General features: G+C 43.9%; 8 protein-coding genes. 6 read left to right on the top strand and 2 right to left on the bottom strand.

Going from position 1 to position 7,802, the window contains the following annotated elements; genetic code table 11:
• The 4 genes from G3RUM_RS03805 to G3RUM_RS02580 form a co-directional block, all read left to right on the top strand.
• Positions 1-361: hypothetical protein (locus G3RUM_RS03805; protein WP_164998345.1), on the top strand; the 361-nt coding region annotated here is incomplete at its 5' end.
• 170 nt (positions 362-531) lie between these two features.
• The gene (locus G3RUM_RS02590; RefSeq protein WP_129735090.1) at positions 532-2,550 is read left to right on the top strand and encodes a fibrobacter succinogenes major paralogous domain-containing protein; all 2,019 of its coding nucleotides are present in this window, start codon (positions 532-534) and stop codon (positions 2,548-2,550) included.
• A gap of 199 nt (positions 2,551-2,749) precedes the next feature.
• Positions 2,750-3,856 carry a helix-turn-helix domain-containing protein gene (locus G3RUM_RS02585; RefSeq protein WP_129735088.1) on the top strand — a complete coding sequence of 369 codons (1,107 nt, stop codon included), beginning with the start codon at positions 2,750-2,752 and terminating at the stop codon, positions 3,854-3,856.
• Positions 3,837-4,982, top strand: a complete 1,146-nt coding sequence (locus G3RUM_RS02580; RefSeq protein WP_129735086.1) for an RNA-directed DNA polymerase — start codon at positions 3,837-3,839, stop codon at positions 4,980-4,982. Before G3RUM_RS02585 ends, G3RUM_RS02580 begins: the two co-directional genes overlap by 20 nt.
• A 66-nt stretch (positions 4,983-5,048) precedes the next feature.
• Here G3RUM_RS02580 and G3RUM_RS03845 read toward each other — a convergent pair whose 3' ends face one another.
• Positions 5,049-5,330, bottom strand: coding sequence for a hypothetical protein (locus G3RUM_RS03845; protein WP_195157059.1), 282 nt, complete (start codon positions 5,328-5,330; stop codon positions 5,049-5,051).
• A 173-nt stretch (positions 5,331-5,503) separates the two neighbouring features.
• Here G3RUM_RS03845 and G3RUM_RS02570 point away from each other — a divergent pair, with 173 nt between their 5' ends.
• Complete coding sequence (locus tag G3RUM_RS02570) at positions 5,504-6,247, top strand: hypothetical protein (RefSeq protein ID WP_129735084.1); 744 nt, start codon at positions 5,504-5,506, stop codon at positions 6,245-6,247.
• Positions 6,248-6,250: 3 nt separating this feature from the next.
• Here G3RUM_RS02570 and xerA read toward each other — a convergent pair whose 3' ends face one another.
• Positions 6,251-7,189, bottom strand: a complete 939-nt coding sequence (xerA, locus tag G3RUM_RS02565) for a site-specific tyrosine recombinase/integron integrase (protein WP_164998344.1) — start codon at positions 7,187-7,189, stop codon at positions 6,251-6,253.
• Between the two features lie 95 nt (positions 7,190-7,284).
• On the opposite strand from xerA, the gene G3RUM_RS02560 reads away from it, so the two are divergent.
• A complete protein-coding gene (locus G3RUM_RS02560; RefSeq protein WP_129735080.1) occupies positions 7,285-7,800 on the top strand; it encodes a nucleoside-diphosphate kinase in 516 nt (171 codons plus the stop codon).
• Positions 7,801-7,802: the final 2 nt, after the last annotated feature.

Here is a 7,802-nt window from a genome sequence, read left to right as displayed (position 1 = left end):
GTTTATGAGCGATAGCAATATCATAATAAACATAGTAGAACCTGGCAGTCCTGTTACTCCTAACACAGGTCTATTCAGCCAAGGTCTAGATGGCGGCACTATTGCCACTATCAGCATAGTATCATTCATCCTAGTAGCTAGTATCATCAGTCTAGCCTACTACTACCGCAAACATCACAAACTACCTAGATTCACTAGTAGTATTAAAGCCTTCAAACTAAAGCAAGCGAAAAAGCAATTTACCATTGGTCTTTCCATCATTGCTCTTCTCACTTCTGCTTTCACCTTTGCAGGTCTTAAGCACCACTCCAACCTAGGCACTGCTAATGCTGCCGAGGGGGGGGTACCAATACTAGCCTAGATCTTACCGTCTCCGACGTAGTCCTAGACGTAGAACTAGCTGATGAACCAGTCTTCGCTGTAGCACCAGTCACCCTCACTGTAGCAGAAGCTACACAAGCTGGCTATACACTCAAAGCTCACGCTGAAGACACTACTCTTTCTTCTACTGAAACCGATAAAACCATCTCTATGATTACTCTATCAGAAGAAGCAGCCACTTCTGCTCTTTCTGATAACACTTGGGGCTTAGCTACTGAAGAACCAGAAGCTAAAGACAATGAAATCTTCTACTCTCTTCCAGAATCTGACCTTCCTTATGGTACCTATACTGGTGCTACAGTAGATTATAGTGCAGAAGAGAATGCTGTAGCTACTGTAACCTTTGATGGGAATGGTCTATACTTTGATGGTGATGAAGAGCAGACCACTAATGTGGTGAAGTATGTGGCGGGAAGCTTAGGCGAAACTATGTACTCACATACCACTAACTTAAATGACGCAGGGGAAGTTATAGACCAGAATAACCGTATGTACCCGATAAACACGAGTGAAACATTTGTCTATAAGTTTGCCAATATGCAAAATATTTACTTAGACCTCGTGAAGACTGGCAGCGATAGCTGTGGTGTAAGCGAAAATGATGATGCTTATTTTAGCTTTTGGATTGGCGAAAAACCCAACTACACGGCTGCAGATAATTATTCTGAAGGCGTGAAAGTTTTCGGTAATACTACAGGTAAATACGTTTTTGGCATGTATGCCACTAATGAAAGTTTAGAGACTAATATAGATGGAGATAGTCTCACGTTGGCCTACCATGTTGGTGCTGGCGGTAGTTCAAGAGGTTGTAGCTCTGGCTACGGTTATTACGCCAAAATCACAGGTTATAACAATAATGAGATCTTTTCTGGCGAATACGAAACTCCAGCCACCACTGAAACTGAAGACTATGAATTCCTTGGTTGGAGCACGGATCCAAATGCTGGTGCTGCTACATACACTACGGTAAACGATCTCTTAAACCCTAACACTTTCACCATTAGCGAAGGTGGCAACATCACTCTCTATGCCATCTGGCGCTCTACTACTCCATTTAACATTAGCTACAACGGCAATGGTGCTACCGGTAGCATGGAATCCACCGAGAGTGAACAAACTGAAACCTTAAGCCATTCCGATGTCCTACTTGGTGATACCGCTAGCCTTTACGCTCCTAATTACAAAAAGACTGGCTATGGCTTCGTAGGTTGGAGTGCAGACAATGATGCTTGGACCCACCTCACAGATAATGATGAATCTAACGATCCAAAGATCTATGGTCCTAACCAAACTATTATTGTGGACGGTACTATAGTAAAAGGAATAGACAGCACCACCAATACTTCCACCCTCTACGCTGTCTGGGCCCCAGCTGAAATGAACGGCAATGATCCTGTCTATCTCCAAAACTGGACTGGCTGTAGTGCTATGACTGCTACCACCTATGAAGACGGTGTCCTCACAGTAGGTAAAAACACTATCACTGCTCTCACTGATTCCCGTGATGGTGAAGTCTACACCATTGCTAAACTAGCCGATGGCAACTGCTGGATGACTGAAAACTTAAGACTAGATAACTCAGTGGCTGAAGGTGATACCCCAACTACTCAAGAACTATCCACTACTAACACTAACCACCCATCTCTTCCTCTCACCAATGATTATTCTGCACAAACCACTTCTAACCGCCTATCTGCTTCATCTAATAACTGGTGCACGGATTGGGACCAAGCAGCTTGTTATGATCAGTCCATCATTAACACTAATAACTCCGATCTAGGAAACACCGATCTTACAGCTAGCTATAATGCAAGTGGTGATAATGCCCAATGGTACTCTTATGGTAATAACTACAACTGGTACTCCGCCACAGCAGGTAACGGTAAACAAGAAACTGACTCTAATGTCACCGTAGAAGGTGATCTCTGCCCAGCTGGCTGGCAACTCCCATATGGTGGTAGTGGAGATGGCAGTGAAGGTAACAACAAAGGTAACACCAACGGAGGCTTCTACTACCTTAACCAACAAATGGGCGGTAACACTTCCTCCACAGACTCCAATAACTGGCGCTCCTTCCCAAATAACTTCGTCTATTCCGGCTACTGGTACGGTTCGTCGGCGTACAATCGTGGCTACTACGGGTACTATTGGTCCTCTACAGCCAACTAGTTCGGCGTATCGCCCTTCCTACCTTAGCCCCGGGAATGCAAAAAAGGAACTTTCGTTTCCCCTAGATGCAAGGCATCTAGGCGGAAATGGAGGTTCCTTTTTTGCCTAGATTTCTGGCGCCATAGCGCCAGAAATCAGAAGACTGTCAAATAAACATAACTACTTTTTCGCCAAAAATAGGTGTGCTACAATATCAGCAATGGCAAATGAGACAAATGTCGCATTAGACACCCTGAAAAAGATCATGCAAAGTGCCGGATGGTCGCAAGCTGATACGGCCAGCAAGCTAGGCGTATCCGCCAAAACTTTAGGCTTTTGGCTCAACGGTAGGGTTACTCCTAGCACAAAAAACATAGAAACTATTCAAAATTTCTGCTCCCGTTACTTAAAAAATAGTCAATCTCACCCCAAAACCAGTTCCAAGAATAAGCAAACTATCGCCAAAGGCAGTGAAGAATTTACCACTAGCATTCTCAAAGGCATCTTGGTCGAAGCTCAATCCGGCAAAGAACTAGACGAGCGCGACAAACTAGATAAAGATCGTCACCGAGATTATTATAATGGCAAAGTTATCGCCCTCACCCTAGAGGACAAAAATAACTCTCGCCTTATATTGTTCCCATCTTTAGCTGGCATCACCGATGAGTGGTACAAAATGGGCGGGCAATCAGCCTTGTTCTATAAGTACGTCATTGGCCCGAGACTCAAAAAGAAACCAGTTATTCGTAACGACAACGATTTGCGCCACCGGTTTAAACACGGCATAGTGTCTGTGCACTGGGGTGAAAAATTCATCGAAGACGTCGCCACTATCGGTCTTGTCGCCAAACGGATAGATTACGGCATTATTATCGTCGATCTAGAACGGTCATATAGCACCAAAGAAATCAACGAAATGCGCCAACGCGAACAGACCGACCAAGCCAAAGTCAAAAAAATGGTTACGCCCAAAGAAAATCTCCCTGATCTTTATGGCCTCATCAGGCAGCTGTCTCAAATTTTACCCCCCAAAATCAAAAAAATGGACGGCGCCTATCGTGAAACCTTTGGTAATACCATGCTGGATTCGCTAATGAATTTAAACAAAATTTACTTCCGGATGGCAAATGGTCACCTCAGCCGAGCCACGGCCCGTGATGAAATGTTATGCCAGATAGACGATATCACCGCCCTTCTTGCCATCATCGACGAGAACGCCCTTTTTGACCTAGTTACTCGCACTCGCATCGGCGAAACACTAGTAGACCTCAAAACCATCATCGCAAAAAGACTTGGAGAAAACCGAGTTGAAAGAACTCAGATTTGATCAAGATGCCATCGAATGGCTCAAGGATTTTGAAAATAGGCTACAACTTACTTTATATATAGCATACCTAGAAGCCAGAAGAGGTGGCAAACGCTCCACCATGGACGAACAGATGTTTGAGCTCAACGCCGACGAAAACTTGAAATTACTTCGCAAAGATATTTTAGCCAAAACTTACCGTCCGAGTCGTAGCACTGCTCATATTATTTATAACCCGGTAATTCGTGAAATATTTGCTGCCACTTTTCGTGATCGGGTGGTGCACCACCTAATTTTTGACACAGTTTACGACTGGTGGGACAAAAGATTTATCACCGACGCTTATTCTTGTCGAGTAGGGAAGGGCACCTTGTTTGGTATACGTCGGCTCGACTACCATATCAGATCCGTTTCACATAATTACGCCAAAAAAGCCTACGTTGCAAAACTAGACATCCAAGGGTATTTTATGTCTTTACCGCGCCAAAGACTATACGAACAAGCAATTTGGGGGTTAGATCAACAATTTGCTGGCAAAAAAGACACTAGGGAATACGAATTAATGCGGTTTTTGTGGTACCAAACAATTTTTGATGATCCCATTCACGGTGTGCGCAAAAAAGGTCGCCTCAGCGGATGGGACGAGCTACCTTCCAGCAAAAGCTTGTTTGGTCAACCCGCCGGAAAGGGAATTGTCATTGGCAATCTAACTTCGCAGCTATTATCTAACATATATTTAGACCAATTAGATCGGTTTGTTACTTACGACTTAGGCTACAAACATTACGGCCGGTATGTAGATGATTTTTATATTGTAGCCAGTGAAGAAGAATTGCCACAACTCAAAAAAGATATTCGGGCAATTGAAGAATTCTTAAAACTCAGACAATTGACCTTGCATCCCAAAAAACGTATGTTAACCGAATCTAGCAAAGGCATCCCGTTTTTGGGTGCAGTAGTTTACAACAACCACATTGTGCCTGGGCGCAGATTAAAGAAAAACACCAAAATCGCTTGTCGAGAAGTCATGATGGGGATTCGGGATGAAAACAGCATCGCCTCATATTTGGGTCATGCAAAATATCTTAAAAGTACCAAAATGTTAGAAGAAGCCTTTCAGGAAATCGGCTGGGAATATAATATATAGTCCATGGTTTGGCAGCAAGTTTGTTAAACGGGGAGCGAAAGGTAGGAAGGGCGATACGCCGAACTACTACTCAGCAGGAGCTAGACAGCGTACGGAGTTCCCGTTGTTCTTATTGTTGTTGTTCGTACCCGGATTGACGTTGCCATTGTTGAAGTTCAGATTGTAAGCGTTGTTCGTATTGTTGGCTGTAGAGGACCAATAGTTCCCGTTGTTGCCACGATTGTTCGCCGACGAACCGTTCCAGTTGCCGGAATAGACGAAGACACAACTTAAGCCGGCGGCCACCGGCTGATAATAAGACGGGTATGAGAGCCATTTACAATTGCCAAATTCCGTAAAATCAGACAATTACCCGTGGTGTAAGCTTCTTGAAAGAAGCATGACTCTTGAGCCCCGCAAGGCAAGATGGGCCAATAAGAATATGATGTTGCATCATAATTAATATTGTGCTTTTATGCTGCCAATTATATTATATCACCTTGAGGTTGCTTTTCTTGGGCGGTGAATGATATAATAAGCTTATGAATAAACGCGTGGGAAAAAGAGGGGATACTCTAATTGAAGTAATGTTGGCTGTGGGTATATTTTCCATGGTGGCTGTAGCTGTAGTAGCTGTGATGAGCGGCGGTACTTCTAGTGCTCAAACTGCCCTCGAAACTACCCTTGCTCGCGAAGAAATCGACGCTCAAGCCGAAGCCTTGCGTTTTATCCAGACTTCTTATATCACTAGCCGAGAATCAGAAGAGAGCAAATTCGGTCAATTGTGGCAAACAATTATTTCTAAAGCTATAAATAATAACCCTCCTTATACTATTACAGCCGCACAAGAATCCTTGCTCCAATATTCCCCCAAAAGTTGTGATGAGCTATACGATTCAGGGAACAAAGAAGCCAAAACTTACGGTTTTATCATCAATACTCAAAAGCTTGGAGATTTTACGGATGCAAGTGAGGTTATATCTACAGGGGATAAGCTTGCCCGAGCTTCTACATACCCACATCTCATTTTTGGCACTTCTACGAGTAACACGGATGATGATAACTTGGTCTCAACTAACTCAAACTCAGATCTTTACCGCGCCGAAGGCATTTACATTATTGCTGTCAAAGATCCGAAAACTACCAACATTGTTGGCTCAGGCGACACGGCCGCCTACTACGATTTTTACATCCGTACCTGCTGGTATGGCACTGGAGAATCGAACCCATCTACCATCTCTACCGTTATGCGATTGTATGATCCCGGCATCGTCAAAACGGACTAGCTTTTACTTCGTCTCTGAGTGAAATTTTTCATGAATCTCTTTAAGGTGCGCGTCCGTTACGTGCGTATAAATTTGCGTAGTGGAGATATCCGCATGTCCTAACATCGACTGTACGCTCCTCAGATCTGCCCCATTCATCAAAAGATCCGTCGCAAAAGAGTGCCTTAAAGTATGTGGCGACACATGTTTAGCAATACCAGCCAGCCGTGCGTATTTTTCTACAATTCTCTCCACCGAGCGCGCCGTAATTCTCCGAAAATCTCCCGACGTATCTACCGTCTGCGTGTTGCGCGAGTTATTCAAAAACAGCGCCGGCAGGGAATCGGTCCGTGCGTCCAAATAATCTTGCACACGATCTGCCGCCGATTGACTGATAAAGATTGGCCGATCTTTGCTGCCTTTGCCTCTTACCATAAATTCTCGTCTCTCTAGGTTAATCGACCCACGATCCAGGCCAACCAATTCGGAAACCCGTAGCCCACCAGAATACAACAGCTCTATAATTGCCCGATCTCTCAACCCCGACTCCGTAGAGGTGTCAATTTGATTTAACATATCTTCTACTTCGTCGAAATGCAAAAAAGTTACTTGCTTGCGAATCACGTGTGGTAAATCTATCAGTGACGGATCCAAAGATTTGATTTCTCGCCTGGTTAAGTATTTCAAAAAACCTCTTAACGCAATCAGATGATACGTCTGCGTAATTGTTTTAAGATCGTCGCCTCCATTTTCCGACCCGTATCTATTGAGCCTTAGCCGGTACTTGCGCAAAAGTTCTCTATCTATATCAGAGGGTTTAATATCATCCTTGTTCAAAATTTCTTGCGAGATCTCCAAAAACCGCTCTAGGTATAAGCGATAGTTCTCGATTGTTTTTTTGCTTCGCCCACTTTCAATCTCCAGGTGCTCCAAAAAATCTTCAATCAGGTCAGATATGTACATAATTATATTATACCAAATGACAGTACGAACGCACCCCAGAGAGAGGATGCAGACAGTGGCCATTATGTGATATAATAGCGTAAAAGGAGATATTTATGACAAAATCGCAAGATTTTATTCAAAGAAGTTTAGTAGTGTTAAAACCAGACACGGTTCAGCGGGGGATCATCGGTGAAATTATCCAGCGTTTCGAACGCGTTGGCCTTAAAATTGTCGGCATGAAGATGATTATGCCAGATGAGCACCTTTACCGCGAGCATTACGAAGGTATTGGTCAAATGATTACTCGCCGTGGCGAGCAGGTCTTTCGTTATAATGTCGAATACATGATGACTGGCCCAGTAATTGCCATGGTACTTGAAGGTGTCGAAGCGGTGCCGTTAGTACGCAAAATTGTCGGTCCTACCGAACCAAAATCCGCTGAAATGGGTACCATCCGAGGTGATTTCTCGCACATGAGCTTTGGTTACTCTGATGCCAAGGGTACTGGCGTGCCAAACTTAGTCCATGCTTCATCTAATCAAGAAGAAGCTAAGAAAGAAATTGACCTTTGGTTCAACGCCAACGAACTCTACGATTACAGCGATCTTAACGAAAAATACACTCGTTAGAT

The organism is Candidatus Nanosyncoccus alces, from assembly GCF_004138395.1.
In the GTDB taxonomy this organism is placed as follows: Bacteria; Patescibacteriota; Saccharimonadia; order Saccharimonadales; family Saccharimonadaceae; genus Nanosyncoccus; species Nanosyncoccus alces.
The sequence above is the reverse complement of the archived record's forward strand: the minus strand, read 5'-3'. Positions and strand labels throughout refer to the sequence as shown.

What these genes read in the sequence shown, in the direction of transcription:
- G3RUM_RS02590 (WP_129735090.1), top strand. Translation starts at nt 532, where the DNA reads ATGATTACTCTATCAGAAGAAGCAGCCACTTCTGCTCTTTCTGATAAC.
- G3RUM_RS02585 (WP_129735088.1), top strand. Translation starts at nt 2,750, where the DNA reads ATGGCAAATGAGACAAATGTCGCATTAGACACCCTGAAAAAGATCATG.
- G3RUM_RS02570 (WP_129735084.1), top strand. Translation starts at nt 5,504, where the DNA reads ATGAATAAACGCGTGGGAAAAAGAGGGGATACTCTAATTGAAGTAATG.
- xerA (WP_164998344.1), bottom strand. Translation starts at nt 7,189, where the DNA reads ATGTACATATCTGACCTGATTGAAGATTTTTTGGAGCACCTGGAGATT.
- G3RUM_RS02560 (WP_129735080.1), top strand. Translation starts at nt 7,285, where the DNA reads ATGACAAAATCGCAAGATTTTATTCAAAGAAGTTTAGTAGTGTTAAAA.